The sequence below is a fragment of the Ramlibacter sp. genome, from assembly GCF_028291745.1.
Lineage (GTDB): Bacteria > Pseudomonadota > Gammaproteobacteria > Burkholderiales > Burkholderiaceae_C > Ramlibacter.
The window spans coordinates 1-16,882 of sequence record NZ_JAQGNQ010000055.1 but is presented as its reverse complement, the minus strand read 5'-3'; the positions used below and the strand labels follow the sequence as shown (position 1 = coordinate 16,882).

Genomic DNA, 16,882 nt, shown 5'->3' with positions numbered 1-16,882 from the left:
CCAAGGGCGTGGCCGGCCACAAGGACAAGCCGCTGACCAACGACCCGATGGAGGCCACCTACATCGGCGTGCACATGTGGGCGCAGGCGGTGGAGAAGGCCAAGTCGACCGACACCGACAAGGTGATCGCCGCCATGGCGGGCCAGACCTTCAAGGCGCCCTCGGGCTTCACGGCCACGATGGACATGAAGAACCACCACCTGCACAAGCCGGTGTTCATCGGCGAAGTGAAGGCGGACGGCCAGTTCAACGTGGTGTGGAAGACGCCGGGCCCGGTGAAGGCCAAGCCGTGGTCGCCGTATATCCAGGGCAACGACAAGAAGAAGGACGAGCCGGACGGCAAGTCGACGCTGTAAGGCGCAAAGGATGTCATCCCGGGCTTGACCCGGGATCCACGCGGCGCTCGACCAGACGCCGCGTGGATTGCGGGTCCAGCCTGCAATGACATGGTTGCATTTCCCCCACCCAGGGTCCCGAAGCGTGGCCAGCGTGCTGCTCACCCTCCAGGTTCCTCATGCTGCACAAACTCCTCCTCCTCTTCGCCCTGGCCGCTTGCGCCGGCGCCCACGCCCTCACCCCCGCCGAAGCCCAGGCCATCGCCATCGGTGACTCCGACGCGCGCATCGCAGCGCTCAGCCAGGCGATCGTCAACGCCGACGAGCGCACGGCCGCCTTCCTGCAGGCGCTCGCGGACGATGCGGTCAAAACCGCAGCCGGCAAGGTCTACGTCGTGCGCGACGACAAAAGCAGCGACCCCGTCACCGGGGCGCCGCTGGCCGTCCCCGCCGATGCCGAAGACGTCGTCAACAACAACCGCATGCGCGGCGAACTCGATTCCGCCCTCGCGGCCCTGAAGCTGTTCTCTCCGGACGACCGGCTGCGCGCCGGCGCCGTCGCCGCCCTGCAGAAAGATCCCGACGAATCCCGCCTGCCGCTGATCGAGAAGGCCTACGCGGCCGAACGCAATCCCGCCATCCGCGAGCAGCTTGGCATGGTGCGCGCGGCGGCACTGCTTTCCAGCAGTGACAAGGGCCGCCGCCTGCAGGCCGCGCAATTGCTGGCGACCAGCCGCAGCCCCGCGACCCGCAACCTGCTGCTGCTGCAACTGAAGACGGAAGCCGATCCCGAGGTGAAGGCGGCCCTGCTGTCCTCGGTGCGCGGCATGGAGTCCTCGCTCGTGTGGGGCGAACGCGCGGCGGCCGTGTTCTCGGGCATCAGCCTCGGCTCCATCCTGCTGCTGGTGGCGCTTGGCCTGGCCATCACCTACGGCCTGATGGGCGTGATCAACATGGCGCACGGCGAGCTGATGATGATCGGCGCCTATGCCACGTACGTCGTGCAGGGCCTGTTCCAGAAGTACCTGCCCGGCGCTTTCGACTGGTACCTCCTGGCGGCGGTGCCGGTGGCGTTCCTCGCTTCGGCGCTGATGGGCGCCATCCTCGAGCGCGGCGTGATCCGCTTCCTGTACGGCCGGCCGCTGGAGACGCTGCTGGCCACCTGGGGCATCAGCCTGATGCTGCAGCAGCTGGTGCGCTCGGTGTTTGGCGCGCAGAACGTCGGCGTCGAAAACCCCTCGTGGATGAGCGGCGGCCTGCTGCTCGCCGGCAACCTGCAGCTGCCCTGGAACCGTATCGTCATCATCGCGTTCGCCTTCGCGGTGCTGTTCGGGATGGCGGCGCTGATCTCGCGCACGCGCCTGGGCCTGTTCGTGCGCGGCGTGACGCAGAACCGGCCGATCGCCGCCTGCATGGGCGTGAACACGGCGCGCGTCGACACCTATGCCTTCGCGCTCGGCTCGGGCATCGCCGGCCTCGCCGGGTGCGCACTCAGTCAGATCGGCAACGTCGGCCCCGACCTCGGGCAGGCCTACATCGTCGATGCCTTCATGGTGGTGGTGCTCGGGGGTGTGGGGCAGCTGGCCGGCACCGTGTACGCCGCCTTGGGCCTGGGCATCCTGAACAAGTTCATCGAAGGCTGGGCCGGCGCGGTGCTGGCCAAGATCGCGGTGCTGGCGATCATCGTCATCTTCATCCAGAAGCGGCCGCAAGGTCTGTTCGCGATGAAGGGAAGGAGCGCGGAAGCATGAGTGCGGTTCTTCCTGCCGACACGCTGGCCGCCGCCGTGGAACCCTCCCCCACCGGGGGAGGGAGCAAGACATCCTTCCGGCCAGGAGGCCGCTGCTCACCAAGGCCGGCTGGGCCGCCTTCCTCCTCGCCCTCATCACCGTCTGCGCCCTTGCGCCGCTGCTCAATCTGGTTGTGCCCGCAACGAGTGCCTTGCACCTGAGCGACTACGCCGTGGGACTGGTCGGCAAGATCATGTGCTACGCGATCGCGGCGCTGGCCATGGACCTGATCTGGGGCTACACCGGCATCCTGTCGCTGGGACACGGCCTGTTCTTCGCCTTGGGCGGCTATGCCATGGGCATGTACCTGATGCGGCAGATCGGTCGCGATGGCCAGTACCACAGCGAGCTGCCGGACTTCATGGTGTTCCTGGACTGGAAGGCGCTGCCCTGGCACTGGACCTTCTCCGGCAGCCTCGGCGCCACCCTGTTCCTGGTGGTCGCGGTGCCCGGCATCGTCGCCTTCGTGTTCGGCTACTTCGCCTTCCGCTCGCGCATCAAGGGCGTGTACTTCTCGATCATCACGCAGGCCCTCACGTACGCGGCGATGCTGCTGTTCTTCCGCAACGAAACGGGCTTCGGCGGCAACAACGGCTTCACCGACTTCAAGCGCCTCGCCGGCATCGCCATCGCCACGCCGCAGATGCGCATGTTCCTGTTCGTGCTCACGGGCGTGACGCTGCTGGCCTTCTTCCTGTTCGCGCGCTGGCTGGTGGCCAGCAAGTTCGGCCGCGTGCTGCAGGCGATCCGCGATGCCGAGTCGCGCGTGATGTTCTGCGGCTACTCGCCTCTGGGCTACAAGCTGACCATCTGGACGCTGAGCGCCATCATGAGCGGCGTGGCCGGGGCGCTGTATGTGCCCCAGGTCGGGATCATCAACCCTGGCGAGATGAGCACGGCCAGCTCCATCGAGATCGCGGTCTGGGCGGCAGTGGGCGGCCGCGCCACCCTGGTTGGGCCGGTGCTCGGTGCGTTCATCGTCAACGGCGCCAAGAGCTGGCTCACCGTCGCGGCGCCCGAGTTCTGGCTGTATTTCCTGGGCGCGCTGTTCATCGGCGTCACCTTGTTCCTGCCCGAAGGCGTCGTCGGCCTGGCCAGGAAATGGAGGAAGCCCGCATGACGCCCGACCTGATGGAAGAGGGCGCGCGCCGCAGCGGCGCGTATGCGCGCATGGCTTCGCGCGACAAGACGGAGTCAGGCGGCCGCGCCGCCGGCTTCGGGCGGCCCGTGGTGCCGGGCGAGGTGGACGTCACGCACGGCCGCATCCTGTACCTCGAGGACGTCACCGTGAGCTTCGACGGCTTTCGCGCCATCGACAAGCTCTCGCTGGACATCGCACCGGGCGAACTGCGCTGCATCATCGGCCCCAACGGCGCCGGCAAGACCACGATGATGGACATCATCACCGGCAAGACCCGCCCCGACAGCGGCAGCGTGTTCTTCGGCAGCACCATCGATCTGCTGCGCTACAAGGAAGCGGAGATCGCGCAACTGGGGATAGGGCGCAAGTTCCAGAAGCCCACCGTGTTCGAGCATCTCACGGTCTACGAGAACCTGGAGCTCGCGCTCAAGACCGACAAGCGCGTGCCCGCCTCGATTTTCTTCCGACCCGACTCCGAAGCCAGTGACCGCCTCGCGCAGATGGTGCGGTCTATCCACCTGGCCGACAGCGTCGAGCGCCTGGCCGGCAACCTGAGCCACGGGCAGAAGCAATGGCTGGAAATCGGCATGCTGCTGATGCAGGACCCCAAACTGCTGCTCCTCGACGAGCCGGTGGCCGGCATGACCGACGAGGAAACCGAACGCACGGCGGAACTGTTCCTGTCGCTCAAGGGCCAGCACTCGCTGATGGTGGTGGAGCACGACATGAGTTTCATCAAGACCATCTCCGAGAAAGTCACCGTGCTGCACGAAGGCGCCGTGCTCGCGGAGGGCACGCTGGAGCAGGTGCAGTCGAACGAGCGCGTGATCGAGGTTTATCTGGGCCGCTGAACACCAAAAATCAAACAAGCGGACGCAGAAGGCGCAGAAGTCACGCAGAAGGCGCAGAAAAAACATCAGAAGGTTTTTATAGGGGTTCTTCTGCGCCTTCTGCGAAACCTCTGCGTCTTCTGCGTCCGGATGTCTGGGTTTAAACCATGCTGCAAATCAAGAACATCAACCAGTACTACGGCGGCTCGCACATCCTGCGGGACGTGAGCATCGAGGCGAAGCGGGGCGAGGTCACGGTGGTTCTCGGGCGCAATGGCGTCGGCAAGACCACGCTGTTGAAATCGCTCATGGGCCTCGTGCCGATCAAGACCGGCAGCATCGAGTTCGACGGCCGCGCCCTCCAGAACGCCACGCCTTACGAGCGTGCCCGCGCCGGCATCGGTTTCGTGCCGCAAGGCCGCGAGATCTTTGCGCGGCTGAGTGTCGAGGAGAACCTGCGCATGGGCCTGGCCACGCGCCCGGGGGGCACGGCGATCCCGCAGGAACTGTTCGAGCTGTTCCCGGTGTTGCGGCAGATGCTGCACCGGCGTGGCGGCGATCTCTCCGGTGGCCAGCAGCAGCAACTGGCCATTGCCCGGGCACTGGCCGCGGGACCCAGGCTGCTCGTGCTGGACGAGCCCACCGAAGGCATCCAGCCCAGCATCATCAAGGACATCGGCCGGGTGATCCGCATGCTGGCCGACCGCGGGGACATGGCGATCCTGCTGGTGGAGCAGTACTACGACTTCGCCCAGGAGCTCGCCGATGCCTATGTGGTGATGGAGCGGGGCGAAGTGATCGCTCGGGGCGCCGGCAAGGACATGGCCGCCAACGGCGTGCGCCAGCTGGTCGCCATCTGAGAAAGCCTCCTACCGCGGCTGCGGCATGCGCCCGGCATGGCCGCCGACGCCATCTCCTTAAGCTGGAGGCATTCAACAAGCAAGGAGTCTCACATGCCCGTCATTCTCTGGCTGCTCGGCGTTCCCCTCACCGTGATCCTGCTGCTCATGTTCCTGCACGTGCTCTGAGCGAGCTCGCAGTCGTCCATCACGTCTCGCGCGGGGCTTCCCGCTCGGGACGTTCTTCCTTGCGCTTGACTTCGGCGAGTTGCTCCACGTTGCGGCCTGCCACCTCGCCGGCATCGCCGCCTTCCACCTCGGCCGCCGCATCCGGTCCCTGTTCTTCGCTGCCCTGGTTGGTATAGGGCTGCCGTCCGGCCCCGCCGTCCCAGCTGACTTCATTGCGATAGCCGTGCGCCGCGTGGCCATCCTCGCCCTGGCTGGCCGGCCCCTTGCGATCGTTCTCGTTCATTGCGTGCTCCGGAAGAAATAAGACGACCCGCCCAAGGCTAGCCTTGGTCGCGGGTCGTGCTGTAGGAATGGGTCGACGATGCGCCGCGGCCGGCGGCGCAACTCAGCCCTTCACCGGGTCAGCGAGTGCCCATGCCGTGCGACGGCACCAGCACGATCGGGTCGGCGGTTTGCGGCTGGATCGTCACCGTGTGCTGGCCTTCAGGCAGCACCACCGTTTCCGATTCGCGCAGCAGGCCACCCGCGGCGACGCTGCCGTCCACCGGGCCCATGCCCAGCACGCGCGCCTGGCACGCCGCCCGGTCCTCGCCGCCCTGGAACACGTCGCAGCGGCCCATGGCGTTGGACTGCAGGCTGCCTTGCGTGTCGAGCACGCCGCGCGCCTTGTCGGCGTGCGCGTTGCGCGCTTCCTTCATGCAGGTGTCGCGGTCCTGCTGGGTCGCGCCGGTGACGCAGGCGTTCATTTCAGACTGATAGCTGCCGGAGTTGTCGATGCCGTTCGCGCCGGGAAAGCGGGCGTCGTTGCTGGTGGCAACCTGAGCCGTCGCGGCACCGACCGCCAGCAGGGCGGCAGCAGCAAAGGACAGCGTGCTCTTGAGGGATCGGTCCGTGTTCATGGGGAAGCTCCTGTGCATTCGTCAATGCATGCACTGTGGACCAACGCTTTCGACCCGACTGCCGGAGAGATGCGCCACCGGCGACCGCAGGGCGCCCATGGTCGGGTAGGACGAAACCCTGCGGACCCGCGCGCCGCCCGGAAGCTAGATCAGCCAGCCGCGCGGTTCGTGCGGCGGCAGGTCCCAGGCCAGCGGTCGCCACGCCCGGCGGATCGCCTTGAGCAACTGCAGCGCCGGCTCCACCAGCGGCGCCAGCACGCGCACGACGATCACCCGCGGACTGCTTGCCGTCGCGCCCGCGCTACGGGCGAGCGGATGCGGCTCGATCACGGCGCGCGCGGCATCGAGCAGGGCCTCGCGCCGGCTGCGAGACAAGTCGCTGCCAGTCGCAAAGAAGAGGCTGGCGAGGCAGCGCTGCCCGGCGAGCCCCAGGGGGCCATCCATGAGCCTTGCGTCTTCGGCGGCGATGCGCCCGCGCTCCAGCCAGGCGCCGTGCAGCTCGATGTGCTGCAGCACGCTGCCGCGCGCGAAGGGCTGCGCGGCGTGCGGCAGGCCCAGCGCCGCGACATCCCACCCGAGCACTTCGGCCCCGGGCGCCAGCCGCATGCGCAAGCGGTTCTCGGCCTGGCAGCCGCTGTAGTAGATCGCCTCCAGTGGCAGCCACTCGAGCCGCGCGCCGCCCTCCGCTTCGAGTGCCACGTCCTGCAAGGCCATCGCGCCTTCGCTGCGATAGAAGCGCGAAGCACCCGGCGTGGTGACCAGGCCGTGGCTGCCTTCACGCGCGTGCACCCGCACCGCCAGCGTGTCGCCTCCGACGAGCCCCCCCGGCGGATGCACCAGCACGTTGTGGCAGACGCCGCCGCCCTCGGGCCACAGGCTCTGCAGGATGCGCAGCGGCCCGTCATGCACAAAGCGCGCGACGCTGCGGCCGTTCTCCAGCGAGTAATCGAGCCGCAGGGCGGCGTGCCAGGTCATGGGTTTGCTGAAATTCCAACTGCGTCCGGTTGCCGGCCTTCGAGCAGCCGTCAGTGTGCCCCAGACCCCCGATGCGCCCACCCCGTCGTGTGCTTCTCGAGCGCGCTGAACAGCTCGTACATCGCCATGGCCATCGCGCTGATCGTCACCAGGCCGGCGAAGGCGAGGGACATGCGTTGCTGGCTGCCGGCCGTCTGGATCAGGTTGCCGATGCCGGCATCGCCCGCGGTCATTTCCGCCAGCACGGTGCCGACGAAAGCCAGCGTGATCGCGACTTTCAGCGAGCCGTAGAAATAGGGCATGGAGCGCGGCAGGCCGACCTTCATCAGCACGTCGAAGCGGCGCGCACCCAGCACCCGCAACACGTCCTCCAGCTCCGGCTCCAGGGTGGCCAGGCCGGTGGCGATGTTCACCATGATCGGGAAGAAGGAGATCAGGAAGGCGGTGAGGATGCCGGGCCCGCTGCCGATGCCGAACCACACCACCAGGATCGGCACGATCGCCGCCTTCGGCACCGCATTGAATCCCACCATCAGCGGATACAGCGCCGCGTAGCACAGGCGCGAGGACCCGATCAGGAATCCGAGCAGCACGCCCACCACGATGGCCAGGGCGAAGCCCACCATCGTCACCCAGAAGGTGCCCCAGGCGGCGGACAGCAGCGGGCCGCTGAATTGCGCCATGTTGCGGGCGATCTCCCACGGACTGGGAAAGAGGAACTCGGGGATGGCGAAGCCCTGCACCAGCACCTGCCACAGGATCACCACGGCGAATGCCAGCAGCACGGGCGCCCAGCGTTCGAGCGGGCGGGCCCTCATTGCACGACTCCTGCACCACTGTTGCGCATCGCGCCGATGTGGCCCCGCAGTTCCTGCACGATATCGGTGAATTCGGCGGTGTAGGTCAGCTCCAGGTCGCGCGGGCGCGGCAAGTCGATTTCGCGCCGCACCACGAAGCGGCCGGGACTGCGGCTCATGACGAACACGGTATCGGCGAGGAAGACCGACTCGCGCAAATCGTGGGTCACCAGGATCACGTTGAAGCGCTGCTCGGTCCACAGGTCGCGCAGGATGCACCACAGCTCCTCGCGGGTGAAGGCATCGAGCGCGCCGAAGGGCTCGTCGAGCAGCAGCATCTTGGGCTCGTGGATCAGGGCGCGGCAGATGCTGGCGCGCTGCTGCATGCCGCCCGAGAGCTGCCAGGGATACTTGTCCTCGTAGCCGGCGAGTCCCACCTTGGCGAGCAGCGCCCGCGCGCGCTCCTCGTAGGCGCGCTTGTGCTGCTTGAAGCGGCTGCGATAGGGCTCGACGATCTCGAGCGGCAGCAGCACGTTGGCCAGTGTCGTGCGCCAGGGCAGCAGCGAGGGCGCCTGGAAGGCCATGCCGGAGATCTTCACCGGCCCGGTGACCGGCTGGCCCTCGATGCGGATGCGCCCGCGGGAAGGCATGCGCAGGCCGGTGGCCATCTTCATGAAGGTGGACTTGCCGCAGCCCGAGGGCCCGACGATGGCGATGAACTCGCCCTGGCCCACCTGCAGGTCGATGGCCTCCACCGCGAACTGGCCGGCGCGTTCCAGTTCGTCGTTGTAGGCCAGCCAGACGTTGCTGAAATCGATGAACGACGGCGTCATTCCGTCATTTCGCGGGCAGCACGTCCAGTTCCGCCTTCGAGGGCAGGAACGACCCGTTCCACACGGCGTCCGGGTTGACCCTTGTCTTGGTGCTGAAGGCGTCCGAGACCTGCGAGGCCATCAGCGACAGGCGAGCCGGATTGATCTGGCCGAAGCCTTCCGCGCGCGCGTCGGGGCTGGCGATCACGTCGGTGATGGCCATCTTCAGGCGCCGGTCCTCCAGCTTGGTATCGATGATGCCGTCGCGCTGCTTGAGGGCGGCGACCGCCACATCGGGATGGGCCATCGCCTCCTTGGCGCCGTGCGCGAAAGCGGACAGAAAGGCCTTCACCGCCTGCGGGTTCTCGCGCAGCAGCTTGGGGCTGGCGATGATCACGTTGCCATACAGCTTCACGCCGTATTGCGGATACAGGAAGGTGACGATGTCCTCGGGCTTGACGCCACGCGCTTCCAGGTTCGGCAGCGAGGTGAACGAGAAGCCGGTGATCGCATCGAGATCGCCGCGCGCCAGCATGGTCTCGCGCAGCGGCGGGTCCATCGAGATCCAGTTGACGCTGCCGATCTGGTTGGCCTTCTGGAAGATCGGGAAGCCGCGGCGGCCGGCGTCGAACACCGGCGCGCCCAGCTTCTTGCCGGCCAGGTCCTTGGGCGACTTGATGCCGGACTTCTTCAGCGTCATCACCGCGGCGGGCGTGTTGTTGTAGACCACCATCACGGCGACCGGCTTGTTGGCGGCGTCGGGATTGTTGGCGTGGAATTCCATCAGGGCCGCCATGTCGGCGAAGCCCATGTCGTAGGCACCACTGGCCACGCGCTGCACGGTGGCGCCGGAGCCGGTGCCGGCGTCGATCTGCACGTCGAGCTTCGCGGCGCGGAAGTAGCCCTTGGCGGCCGGGACCAGGAACAGGGCGGCGGGGCCTTCGAATCGCCAGTCCAGCTGGAACTTGATCGGGGTGAGGGCCTGGGCGTGAACGCCCGTGGTGGCGGCCAGGGCCAGGGATCCCAACGTGCTCAGGAAGAGCCTCTTGTGCATGTATCGCTCCGGAATGCCATGAAGGAAGACCGGAGGGTTCAGCAAGTTCGGTGCCAACAGGGCTGGCGGCTCGACCATGGGCCGTTTGCTGCGCCTTTGGCGCTCGTGAAGGCGGTGACCGTGAAAAAAAACGGTCGGCCGTAAGCGTTTGTCTGACGCGGCCACGGGCCGGGCCCGCACTCCTTCGCTTTACACGTGACTACGAATCGGCTGCGGCGGCCCGCTGATAGTGAACAGCACCGGCCCCGTCAAAGGGGCAGGTGGACGCGGTTCCAGCCGGGGCTGCGGCCTACCTTCAACAACACGCCGTTCGCGGCTTAAGGAGTCGTTATGAGTTTCATCATCTGGTTGATCGTTGGCGGTATCGTTGGCTGGCTTGCCAGCCTGGTCATGCGGACCGACGGCCAGCAGGGCATCCTGCTGAACGTGGTGGTCGGTATCGTGGGCTCGTTCCTGGGCGGCTGGCTGATCTCCCCGCTGGTTGGCGTGGGCAACCTCAGCAGCGGCATCAGCATCGGCTCCATCGTCGTCTCGCTGGTCGGCGCCATCATCCTGCTGGCCATCGTCAACCTGTTCCGCCGCGGCCGCGTGCGCTAAGCGACAGAACAACAAGATCGAATTCGCGGGCTCGCGCCCGCAAACTGGAGCGCCTTGCCGGGCGCTCCTTTTCTTTGTGGTATGGGTGGTGGGGTGTGGGACGGCCTTGTGGGATGCCGGTGTTGCCGGTGTTGGATGTCATTGTTGGATGTCATTGCGGGCTTGACCCGCAATCCACGCGGCGCTCGATCAAGCGCAGTCGTGGATTCCGGGTCGAGCCCGGGATGACATCCACTGGCCCGGGACACCGACCGGGCCCGGGGCTACATCCACATCACCCGGACCGCGCCTCGTCCGCAATGGCGTGCCCCGCCATCGTCTCCAGCGCCCTCACCAGCGCGGAATGATCCGCTTGCGCCAGCCCCAGCGCCGCACACGTCTGCATCAACTGCGCCGCAATCGCCGTCTGCGGTAGCGCCATCCCGAGTGCGCGTGCGCCCTGCAAGGCGAGGTTGAGGTCCTTCTGGTGCAAGGCGATGCGGAATCCCGGCGCGAAGGTCCGCTTGATCATGCGTTCTCCGTGCACCTCCAGCACCCGCGAGCTGGCGAAGCCACCCATCAGCGCCTGCCGCACCCGCGCCGGATCGGCGCCAGCCTTGGCCGCGAACACCAGGGCCTCGGCGACCGCCGCGATGTTGAGGCCGACCACGATCTGGTTGGCCACCTTGCAGACCTGCCCATCGCCCACCGCACCCACGTGCGTGATGTTCTTGCCCATGAGCGCCAGCAGGGGCTGCACGCGCTCGAAACCCTGCGCCGTGCCGCCAACCATGATGCTCAGGCTGGCGGCCTTGGCGCCCACCTCGCCGCCCGACACCGGCGCATCGAGGTAATCGCATCCGAGCTCCGCGATGCGCCGCGCGAAAGTCCGCGTGGCGATGGGATCGATGGAGCTGCAGTCCACCACCGTCTTGCCGCGCGCCAGCCCCGAGGCCACTCCGTATTCGCCGAACAGCACCAGCTCCACGTCGGGCGTGTCCGGCAGCATCAGGAAGACGACATCGGCGCGCTCGGCGACGGCGCGCGCATTGCTGCACGGGGTCGCGCCTTGCTGCACCAGCGCTGGCGGCACCTGGCTGCGCGTGTGCACGAACAGCGCGTGCCCCGCGGCCAGCAGGTGGCCGGCCATCGGCGTGCCCATCACCCCGAGTCCGATGAAGCCGATCTTCTGCGCGGTGAGGGCATTCATGCCGTGAGCTCCGTCATCCAGCCCAGGCCCGCGCCTGTGTCGCCGCGCGGCTTGTACTCGCAGCCGATGTACCCTTTCCAGCCGAGCGCATCGAGATGCCGGAACAGGAAGGCGTAGTTGATCTCGCCGGTGCCCGGTTCGTTGCGCCCGGGGTTGTCGGCGACCTGGATATGGCCGATGCGGGCCAGGTGGCGTTGCAGCGTCGCGGCCAGTTCGCCCTCGCTGCGCTGCGCGTGATAGACGTCGTATTGCAGGAACAGGTTGTCGCTGGCGACCTCGTCGAGGAGGGCGATCGCCTGTTCGGTGCGGGTGAGGAAGAAGCCGGGAATGTCGTAGCTGTTGATCGGCTCGATCAGCAAGCGGATGCCGGCCGAGCGCAGCGTGCCGGCCGCCTGCCGCAGGTTGGCCACGAGCGTTGCCTGCGCCACTTCGGCACTGACCCCGGCGGGCACCTTGCCGACCAGGCAATTGAGCTGGCCGCAATCGAGCGCATGCGCATAGGTGATGGCGCGATCGACCCCGGCGCGGAATTCGCCCATGCGGTTCGGATGGCAGGCGATCCCGCGCTCGCCCGCCGCCCAGTCGCCGGCCGGCAGGTTGTGGAGCACCTGCTTGAGCCCGTTCGCGCGCAGGCGCCTGGCGAGTTCCTCCTTGGGGTACTCGTAGGGAAAGAGGTATTCGACCGCGGTGAAGCCGGCCGCCTTGGCAGCGGCAAAGCGATCGAGGAAGGGCAGCTCGGTGAAGAGCATGGTCAGGTTGGCGGCAAATCTCGTCATGACTTGGTCTCCGTTCTTCAGTCCAGCATCGCTGCCAAGGCGGTCGGCGCATCCGCGCGCGACGTCGCCAGCTCCTCGAATTCCACGATCTTGTCGATCTCGGTGCCCATCGCGATGTTGGTCACGCGCTCGAGGATGACCTCGATCACCACCGGCACCTGGAACTCCTTCATCCAGGCTTCGGCCTGCGCGATCGCCGGCGCCATCTGGTCCGGCCGATGCACGCGGATCGCCTTGCAGCCCAGGCCCTCGACCACCTTCACGTGGTCGACGCCGTAGCCGTGTTCGGGCGTATCGGTCGGCACGTTGATGTTCTCGAAGCCGAGTTGCACGCAGTAGTCCATCTCGAAGCCGCGCTGCGCTTGGCGGATCAGCCCGAGATAGGAGTTGTTCACCACCATGTGGATGTAGGGCAGCTTGAATTGCGCGCCGACGGCCAGTTCCTCCAGCATGAACTGGAAGTCGTAGTCGCCCGAGAGCGCCACGATGCGCCGACCCGGGTCGGCCGCGCGCACGCCCAGCGCCGCCGGCACGGTCCATCCCAGCGGGCCGGCCTGGCCGCAATTGATCCACTGGCGCGGGCCGAACACGTGCAGGAACTGCGCGCCGGCGATCTGCGACAGGCCGATGGTGCTGATATAGGTGGTGTCGCGGCCGAAGGCGCGGTTCATGCACTGGTACACGCGCTGCGGCTTCATCGGCACGTCGTCGAAATTGCTCTTGCGATGCATCGTCTGCTTGCGCTCCAGGCAGTCCGCCGCCCACGCGGTGCGGTCCTTCAGCTGCCCGGAAGACTTCAAGTCGCGGGCCACTTCGACGAACAGCTGCAGGGCCGCCTTGGCATCGGAGGCGATGCCGTAGTCCGGCGCGAACACGCGGCCGATCTGCGTGGGCTCGATGTCGACGTGCACGAATTTGCGGCCCTTCGTGTAGACCTCCACCGAGCCGGTATGCCGATTGGCCCAGCGGTTGCCGATCCCGAGCACGAAGTCGCTGGCCAGCATGGAGGCATTGCCGTAGCGGTGGCTGGTCTGCAGGCCGCACATGCCCGCCATCAGCGGGTGGTCGTCGGGAATCGCGCCCCACGCCATCAGCGTGGGGATCACCGGCACGCCGGTCAGCTCGGCGAACTCCACCAGCAGGTCGGACGCATCGGCATTGAGGATGCCGCCGCCGGCGACGATCAGCGGCCGCTCGCACGCCTGCAGCATCGCGATGGCCTTCTCCGCCTGGGCCCGGGTGGCGGCCGGCTTGTAGACCGGCAGCGGCGCGTAGGTCTCGGGATCGAACTCGATCTCCGCCATCTGCACGTCGATGGGCAGGTCGATCAGCACCGGCCCGGGCCGGCCCGAGCGCATCAGGTGAAAGGCCTGCTGGAAGGCCCCCGGCACCTGCGCCGGCTCGCGCACGGTCACCGACCACTTGGTCACCGGCTTGGCGATCGACTCGATGTCGACCGCCTGGAAATCTTCCTTGTAGAGGCGCGCGCGCGGCGCCTGGCCGGTGATGCACAGGATCGGGATGGAATCGGCCTGGGCCGAATAGAGCCCCGTGATCATGTCGGTCCCCGCGGGCCCCGAGGTGCCGATGCACACGCCGATGTTGCCGGGTGCGGCCCGCGTGTAGCCCTCGGCCATGTGCGAGGCGCCCTCGACGTGGCGCGCCAGGATGTGCCCGATGGTCCCCTGCCTGCGCATCGCCGCGTAGAACGGGTTGATGGCGGCGCCGGGCACGCCGAAGGCCTGCGTGATTCCTTCCTTCTCCAGAACCCAGACGGCGGCCTGGGCTGCGGTCATCTTTGCCATGCTTGTCTCCTGAAAGTGTCGGGCCCACTTTAGGAAGACCGGCGGCGCCGCAGAAGAGGCCGCCGCACCATAAGATTTATTCCTGCCTGGAATGCGCAGTGCCACCGTCGAGCGGCACCGCTGACGCGGCGGGCTGTTCTCGGCTATCGTGGGCCCTGGCACGACACGCCGACGCCGCATGCAACCTGACGAAATCTACGCCCCGACCCCGCAGGGGGCCAGCGAACTGCGCAATGGCGCCACCCGACTCACGCCGGACGAACTGCGCGTGCTGGTGCGCCTGGACGGGGCACTGACGCTGGGGCAGTTGACGGCCGGCCTGCCGGCGCAGGAGTTCCGCGACTATGGCGAGATCCTGCGCCACTTGCGTGACCGCAACCTGGTGGCGCCGGTGGAGGTGGATCCCTTCACCCTCCAGTGGAACGCCAACCTCGATGCGCTGGCCCGCACCGTCGGCGGCGAGGAGGTCGACGCCAACCTGTCTTCGCTGCAGCGCGCCGGCTTCTCGGTGCAGTTCGCGCGCGAGCGGCCGCGGCGCATCCCCCAGCCGGGCCAGCGCCTGCAGGTGGTGCTGGTCGAAGACGACCCCTTGCTGGCGCGGTTCACGCAGACCCTGCTGTCGCTCTCCGACCTGGACGTGCGCGTGGCGGGCAATCGCGCCGAGATCGTCGCCGAAATCCGGCGACCGCCCCGGCCCGACCTGATCCTGCTGGACTTGGTGCTGCCGGACGCCGACGGCTTCGACATCCTGGCGCGCGTGCGCCAGCATCCGGTGCTCAAGGATGTGCCCGTGCTGCTGCTGACCGGCCGCGCCACCCGCGAGGCGGTGCTGCAGGGGCTGACCCTGGGCGCCGACGGCTACCTCACCAAGCCCTTCGAACCCGATGCGCTGCTGCACGCGGTGCGCACGGTACTCGGCCTGCCGGACGAAGACGTCCGCAAGACCTGGGGCGGACCCCAGCGTTAAGCTCTCCCATTCCGCAATGGAATGGGCACCGGCATGGACAGGCTGCAGGCGATGGAGATGTTCGTTCGGGTGGTGGAGACGGGCAGCTTCTCGAAGGCGGCCGCCGCCTTCGCGACCACCCAGCCCACGGTGACCAAGCAGGTGGCCGCCACCGAGGAGCGGCTGAAGGTACGCCTGCTCAATCGCAACACGCGCGGCGTGAGCCTCACCGAGGCGGGTGCGCTGTACTACGAGAAATGCAAGGAGATCGTCCGCGCCGCGGAGGAGGCCGATGCCGTCGTGCGCGTGAAGCAGACGCAGGCGCAGGGTCTGCTGCGCATCGGCAGCTCGGTGGCCTTCGGCCGGCGCGTGCTGGTGCCGTTGGCGCTGGACTTCATGCGTGCGCATCCGCAGCTGCAGGTGGACCTGAGCTTCGAGGACCGCTACACCGACCTGGTGGCGCAGGGCGTCGACGTGGCGGTGCGCATGGGCAAGCTGGCCGATTCGGCGCTGGGCGCGCGCTACCTCGGCACCAATCCCTGGTTGATGGTCGCCTCGCCCAAGTACCTGCGCAAGGCAGGCGCGCCCAAGCGGGCGGCGGACCTGGCAGCGCACGAGACGCTGATCTACAGCAGCGTGCAGGGCAACGACGTGTGGCGCGTGCTGTCGCCGCGCGGCGAGCCCGTGACGGTGCACGTGACCGCGCGGCTGCGCTCCAACAACCTCTCCGCGGTGCTCGCCGCCGCCCGTTCGAACATGGGGGTCGCGGCACTGCCCTGGTACGTCGCGGCGGATTCGCTCGCGACCGGCTCGGTGGTCGAAGTGCTGAAGGGCCACACCCTGCCCGAACAGGAAATCCACGCCGTGTATCCCTCACCGAAGCTGGTGCCGCAGAAGGTGCAGGTGTTCATTGCCTACCTGCAGGGCCGCTTCGGGGAGCGCTGGTGGGAGGCGCTGCCGAAGAACTGATGGGCCGGGGACCAAGTCCATGGCTCAGACGAGAAGCCTGACTGCCGTGCAGGCACGAGTCCGACCGCGGCTGCCGGACCGTCTTGGCCAGCAGTACGCGGCCCTTGCGGCAGCATGACTGCAAGGAGTGAAACATGAACAAAGAGGACTCGATGCAGTTCGTGCAGGAACGGCTGCGGCACCAGCATTCCACCCTGCACCGCGAAATCCACCTGCGTCCGCCGACCCGCGTGAAGCGCCGCTTCGCCGTGGAGATCGGCAAGGGCGAGCACCGCGTGTTCGAGCGCGTGGACGAGAGTGTGCACGTCCGCTGTGCCACCGGCAGCCTCTGGATCACGCACGACGGCGACCCCAAGGATGTGATCCTGGTGCCCGGCGAAACCTATCGTGCCGAGCGAGAAGACGCGATGCACGTCTTCGCGCTGCAGGACTGCATCCTGGAGATCGAATTCGAGGACGACATCATCGCGGAGCATTGAACCCGATGCGCGAGCGTCGAGGTCTTCCGATGTCATTGCGGGCTTGCCCGCAATCCATGCGGCACTTGTTCAGGCGCCGTCGTGGATGCCGGGGCAAGCCCCACTGCTGTCCGGAATAGCACGTTCCAGCATGTCCCTGTTCAGACGGCGGAAGAGGACAGGCGTCTGCGGAGACGTGAAAGGGCGCTGGTGTCAGTGCGCCACGAGAGCGACCGCGCCGGCAAAGCCGCATGCGGGCGGGCTGCGGCGCGCGGCGGGGCGTCCCGATCGCGCCAGGCGCGATCGGGCAAACCTGCGCTGGCCGGTCTTGCGGCCCGCGCGGCCGAACTCGCTGCGAGTTTGCCTGCTGCGCAGCCAAACTCTCCGCTCGATCACACGTCCGCGAGTCAGTGCACGTACGCGGGGCTCGATACGCGCTACGCGCTCTCGTAGCCCCGCTGGGCCGCAAGACCGGCCAGCG

19 protein-coding genes are annotated in these 16,882 nt (G+C 67.5%); 10 read left to right on the top strand and 9 right to left on the bottom strand.

The genetic code is table 11. From position 1 onward, the window contains the following. From JWP60_RS09065 to JWP60_RS09040, 6 genes are all read left to right on the top strand, one after another. Nucleotides 1-356: transporter substrate-binding protein (locus JWP60_RS09065; protein ID WP_299789505.1), on the top strand; the 356-nt coding region annotated here is incomplete at its 5' end. 158 nt (nucleotides 357-514) lie between these two features. Next, the gene (urtB, locus tag JWP60_RS09060; RefSeq protein ID WP_299789502.1) at nucleotides 515-2,086 is read left to right on the top strand and encodes an urea ABC transporter permease subunit UrtB; all 1,572 of its coding nucleotides are present in this window, start codon (nucleotides 515-517) and stop codon (nucleotides 2,084-2,086) included. A gap of 70 nt (nucleotides 2,087-2,156) precedes the next feature. Then, a complete protein-coding gene (gene urtC, locus JWP60_RS09055; protein WP_299789508.1) occupies nucleotides 2,157-3,245 on the top strand; it encodes an urea ABC transporter permease subunit UrtC in 1,089 nt (362 codons plus the stop codon). Continuing rightward, on the top strand, nucleotides 3,242-4,117 hold the full coding sequence (urtD, locus tag JWP60_RS09050) for an urea ABC transporter ATP-binding protein UrtD (protein ID WP_299789499.1): 876 nt from the start codon (nucleotides 3,242-3,244) through the stop codon (nucleotides 4,115-4,117). Before urtC ends, urtD begins: the two co-directional genes overlap by 4 nt. A gap of 146 nt (nucleotides 4,118-4,263) precedes the next feature. Continuing rightward, nucleotides 4,264-4,956, top strand: coding sequence for an urea ABC transporter ATP-binding subunit UrtE (gene urtE, locus JWP60_RS09045; protein WP_299789496.1), 693 nt, complete (start codon nucleotides 4,264-4,266; stop codon nucleotides 4,954-4,956). Between the two features lie 36 nt (nucleotides 4,957-4,992). After that, complete coding sequence (locus JWP60_RS09040) at nucleotides 4,993-5,124, top strand: hypothetical protein (RefSeq protein ID WP_299789493.1); 132 nt, start codon at nucleotides 4,993-4,995, stop codon at nucleotides 5,122-5,124. A 19-nt stretch (nucleotides 5,125-5,143) separates the two neighbouring features. Here the strand turns inward: JWP60_RS09040 and JWP60_RS09035 are convergent, their stop codons facing one another. From JWP60_RS09035 to JWP60_RS09010, 6 genes are all read right to left on the bottom strand, one after another. Beyond that, on the bottom strand, nucleotides 5,144-5,407 hold the full coding sequence (locus tag JWP60_RS09035) for a hypothetical protein (protein WP_299789490.1): 264 nt from the start codon (nucleotides 5,405-5,407) through the stop codon (nucleotides 5,144-5,146). Between the two features lie 118 nt (nucleotides 5,408-5,525). Next, nucleotides 5,526-6,023, bottom strand: a complete 498-nt coding sequence (locus JWP60_RS09030; RefSeq protein WP_299789487.1) for a hypothetical protein — start codon at nucleotides 6,021-6,023, stop codon at nucleotides 5,526-5,528. 144 nt (nucleotides 6,024-6,167) lie between these two features. Next, on the bottom strand, nucleotides 6,168-6,998 hold the full coding sequence (locus tag JWP60_RS09025) for an urease accessory protein UreD (RefSeq protein WP_299789485.1): 831 nt from the start codon (nucleotides 6,996-6,998) through the stop codon (nucleotides 6,168-6,170). Between the two features lie 50 nt (nucleotides 6,999-7,048). Further along, the gene (locus tag JWP60_RS09020) at nucleotides 7,049-7,816 is read right to left on the bottom strand and encodes an ABC transporter permease (protein ID WP_299789482.1); all 768 of its coding nucleotides are present in this window, start codon (nucleotides 7,814-7,816) and stop codon (nucleotides 7,049-7,051) included. Beyond that, on the bottom strand, nucleotides 7,813-8,628 hold the full coding sequence (locus JWP60_RS09015; RefSeq protein WP_299789479.1) for an ABC transporter ATP-binding protein: 816 nt from the start codon (nucleotides 8,626-8,628) through the stop codon (nucleotides 7,813-7,815). Before JWP60_RS09015 ends, JWP60_RS09020 begins: the two co-directional genes overlap by 4 nt. A 4-nt stretch (nucleotides 8,629-8,632) precedes the next feature. After that, nucleotides 8,633-9,661, bottom strand: coding sequence for an ABC transporter substrate-binding protein (locus tag JWP60_RS09010; RefSeq protein WP_299789476.1), 1,029 nt, complete (start codon nucleotides 9,659-9,661; stop codon nucleotides 8,633-8,635). A 330-nt stretch (nucleotides 9,662-9,991) separates the two neighbouring features. Between JWP60_RS09010 and JWP60_RS09005 the strand changes: the two genes are divergently transcribed. Next, nucleotides 9,992-10,258, top strand: a complete 267-nt coding sequence (locus JWP60_RS09005) for a GlsB/YeaQ/YmgE family stress response membrane protein (RefSeq protein WP_299789473.1) — start codon at nucleotides 9,992-9,994, stop codon at nucleotides 10,256-10,258. A gap of 274 nt (nucleotides 10,259-10,532) precedes the next feature. Here JWP60_RS09005 and JWP60_RS09000 read toward each other — a convergent pair whose 3' ends face one another. The 3 genes from JWP60_RS09000 to gcl are packed head-to-tail and all read right to left on the bottom strand — an operon-like array spanning nucleotide 10,533 to nucleotide 14,028. After that, nucleotides 10,533-11,447 (bottom strand): 2-hydroxy-3-oxopropionate reductase, encoded by a 915-nt coding sequence (locus JWP60_RS09000; protein ID WP_299789470.1) that lies wholly within the window; start codon nucleotides 11,445-11,447, stop codon nucleotides 10,533-10,535. After that, a complete protein-coding gene (gene hyi, locus JWP60_RS08995) occupies nucleotides 11,444-12,223 on the bottom strand; it encodes a hydroxypyruvate isomerase (RefSeq protein WP_299789467.1) in 780 nt (259 codons plus the stop codon). Before hyi ends, JWP60_RS09000 begins: the two co-directional genes overlap by 4 nt. Nucleotides 12,224-12,240: 17 nt before the next feature. Continuing rightward, nucleotides 12,241-14,028 (bottom strand): glyoxylate carboligase, encoded by a 1,788-nt coding sequence (gcl, locus tag JWP60_RS08990; RefSeq protein WP_299789464.1) that lies wholly within the window; start codon nucleotides 14,026-14,028, stop codon nucleotides 12,241-12,243. A gap of 178 nt (nucleotides 14,029-14,206) precedes the next feature. On the opposite strand from gcl, the gene JWP60_RS08985 reads away from it, so the two are divergent. The 3 genes from JWP60_RS08985 (at nucleotide 14,207) to JWP60_RS08975 (ending at nucleotide 16,422) form a co-directional block, all read left to right on the top strand. Continuing rightward, nucleotides 14,207-14,995, top strand: a complete 789-nt coding sequence (locus JWP60_RS08985; RefSeq protein ID WP_299789461.1) for a response regulator — start codon at nucleotides 14,207-14,209, stop codon at nucleotides 14,993-14,995. 33 nt (nucleotides 14,996-15,028) lie between these two features. Then, complete coding sequence (locus tag JWP60_RS08980; protein WP_299789458.1) at nucleotides 15,029-15,943, top strand: LysR family transcriptional regulator; 915 nt, start codon at nucleotides 15,029-15,031, stop codon at nucleotides 15,941-15,943. A gap of 134 nt (nucleotides 15,944-16,077) precedes the next feature. Continuing rightward, complete coding sequence (locus JWP60_RS08975; protein WP_299789455.1) at nucleotides 16,078-16,422, top strand: DUF2917 domain-containing protein; 345 nt, start codon at nucleotides 16,078-16,080, stop codon at nucleotides 16,420-16,422. Nucleotides 16,423-16,882: the final 460 nt, after the last annotated feature.

Excerpts from the sequence above, each read along its gene's own strand:
- hyi (WP_299789467.1), bottom strand. The coding sequence starts at position 12,223 with ATGACGAGATTTGCCGCCAACCTGACCATGCTCTTCACCGAGCTGCCC.
- urtB (WP_299789502.1), top strand. The coding sequence starts at position 515 with ATGCTGCACAAACTCCTCCTCCTCTTCGCCCTGGCCGCTTGCGCCGGC.
- JWP60_RS09030 (WP_299789487.1), bottom strand. The coding sequence starts at position 6,023 with ATGAACACGGACCGATCCCTCAAGAGCACGCTGTCCTTTGCTGCTGCC.
- urtE (WP_299789496.1), top strand. The coding sequence starts at position 4,264 with ATGCTGCAAATCAAGAACATCAACCAGTACTACGGCGGCTCGCACATC.
- JWP60_RS09010 (WP_299789476.1), bottom strand. The coding sequence starts at position 9,661 with ATGCACAAGAGGCTCTTCCTGAGCACGTTGGGATCCCTGGCCCTGGCC.
- JWP60_RS09015 (WP_299789479.1), bottom strand. The coding sequence starts at position 8,628 with ATGACGCCGTCGTTCATCGATTTCAGCAACGTCTGGCTGGCCTACAAC.
- JWP60_RS09000 (WP_299789470.1), bottom strand. The coding sequence starts at position 11,447 with ATGAATGCCCTCACCGCGCAGAAGATCGGCTTCATCGGACTCGGGGTG.
- JWP60_RS09040 (WP_299789493.1), top strand. The coding sequence starts at position 4,993 with ATGGCCGCCGACGCCATCTCCTTAAGCTGGAGGCATTCAACAAGCAAG.
- JWP60_RS08985 (WP_299789461.1), top strand. The coding sequence starts at position 14,207 with ATGCAACCTGACGAAATCTACGCCCCGACCCCGCAGGGGGCCAGCGAA.
- JWP60_RS09020 (WP_299789482.1), bottom strand. The coding sequence starts at position 7,816 with ATGAGGGCCCGCCCGCTCGAACGCTGGGCGCCCGTGCTGCTGGCATTC.
- JWP60_RS09025 (WP_299789485.1), bottom strand. The coding sequence starts at position 6,998 with ATGACCTGGCACGCCGCCCTGCGGCTCGATTACTCGCTGGAGAACGGC.
- gcl (WP_299789464.1), bottom strand. The coding sequence starts at position 14,028 with ATGGCAAAGATGACCGCAGCCCAGGCCGCCGTCTGGGTTCTGGAGAAG.
- JWP60_RS08980 (WP_299789458.1), top strand. The coding sequence starts at position 15,029 with ATGGACAGGCTGCAGGCGATGGAGATGTTCGTTCGGGTGGTGGAGACG.
- JWP60_RS09035 (WP_299789490.1), bottom strand. The coding sequence starts at position 5,407 with ATGAACGAGAACGATCGCAAGGGGCCGGCCAGCCAGGGCGAGGATGGC.
- JWP60_RS08975 (WP_299789455.1), top strand. The coding sequence starts at position 16,078 with ATGAACAAAGAGGACTCGATGCAGTTCGTGCAGGAACGGCTGCGGCAC.
- urtD (WP_299789499.1), top strand. The coding sequence starts at position 3,242 with ATGACGCCCGACCTGATGGAAGAGGGCGCGCGCCGCAGCGGCGCGTAT.
- JWP60_RS09005 (WP_299789473.1), top strand. The coding sequence starts at position 9,992 with ATGAGTTTCATCATCTGGTTGATCGTTGGCGGTATCGTTGGCTGGCTT.